We start from the raw sequence: 1,384 nt of genomic DNA, 5'->3' as shown, positions 1-1,384 counted from the left end.
GTTGGAGAGCGGCTCATCCATGAGGAAGACCTGCGGACTGCGCACAATTGCCCTGCCCAGGGCAACCCGCTGCTTCTGACCACCGGAGAGCTGGCTCGGCTTGCGATGCAGCAGATGGCCGATCTCCAGCGTTTTGGCCGCGCCATTCACCTTCTGTTCGATCTCATGCTTCGCTGTCTTGCGCAGCTTGAGGCCGAGTGCAATATTATCGTACACCGATAAATTCGGATACAACGCATAGTTCTGGAATACCATCGCAATGTCGCGATCCTTGGGCGAGACATAATTGATCAGGCGGCCGTTGATGTAGATGTCGCCCTCCGATATCTCCTCCAGCCCCGCCAGCATGCGCAGGGTTGTCGACTTGCCGCAGCCCGACGGGCCGACCAGTACCAGGAATTCGCCTTCTCCAACCTCCAGGTGAAAATCATCTACTGCCGGCTGCGGCTCTCCCTTGTAACGCTTGTACACATGATCGAATACCACCGCTCCCATATTCGCTCCCCCTCATTCCCTGATGTCCCATCCGCAAGCTGGTCTCGCGCAGCCAGATCCCCGCTACTATTTTGTGAAATAATCGGCTGATGCGAGGCGTATATCACGGGTATGTCACCGCTTTCATATTCCTATTATAAGGAGCATTAACGAAAAATGTCTTTAGTTTAAATCATGTTTTTTTGTCAAAAACAACGGTGTTGAAGACATTAAAAACATCCCCGCCAGATGTTCTCTTGGCGACGGGGATGCCCTTGCTTACTCTATTCAGTCATTATGGCGTTACGGTAAGATTATTGTTAACAAGCACATTCGAGCCTGTCGCACCATTCTGGATGCTGCCGCTAACATTTCCGGTAAACATATTGCCGTTGATCAGAAGGCCCTTGCTCACTCCCGTGCCTACCTGAATGCCGTAGGATTGGCTATTTCCAAAGCCGTCTGCCTGCCCGATTGTATTGCCGCTAATCAGCACATTCTGGGCAGAAGGATGGGAATAGATGCCCGGCTTTGAGCCTGAGCTGCCTCGGGAGTTACCGTTAATCCGCGAGTCGGTGATGGTCACGTTCTTCGCGTTCTGTGTAATATAAATACCTTCATTGTTGTTCCAATAGATTCGTGAATCATGAATGCCAAGTCCATCGACCTTGTCTATACGCATGCCCTGATTCCCTGAGGTTGCAGCCCAACTGTTCGTCAGCACCATGGAATGAGCAGATTGGAAGTCCCAGCCGTAGGGTCCCATCTGCGAATCTGCCAGAACGTTCGTGAAGAAGCCGTAGTTGGGGGGAGCCGTCTCGGGGAAGTTATGAACGAATTGAACGCCAATCCCACCAGAATTAATATTAACATTCGTAGCATAGATGCCGCCTGTATTGCTATCGAAGAT

At 51.4% G+C, this 1,384-nt stretch carries 2 protein-coding genes; both read right to left on the bottom strand.

Features of this window, described 5'->3' with window-relative positions:
- A partial coding sequence (locus PA598K_RS00010) for an ABC transporter ATP-binding protein (RefSeq protein WP_128654991.1) occupies window positions 1-495 on the bottom strand: 495 nt, incomplete at its 3' end.
- Between the two features lie 274 nt (window positions 496-769).
- On the bottom strand, window positions 770-1,384 hold a 615-nt coding region (locus tag PA598K_RS00005), incomplete at its 5' end, for a right-handed parallel beta-helix repeat-containing protein (protein WP_185601310.1).

Source organism: Paenibacillus sp. 598K, from assembly GCF_003851045.1.
Taxonomy (GTDB): domain Bacteria; phylum Bacillota; class Bacilli; order Paenibacillales; family Paenibacillaceae; genus Paenibacillus_D.
The sequence above is the reverse complement of the archived record's forward strand: the minus strand, read 5'-3'. Positions and strand labels throughout refer to the sequence as shown.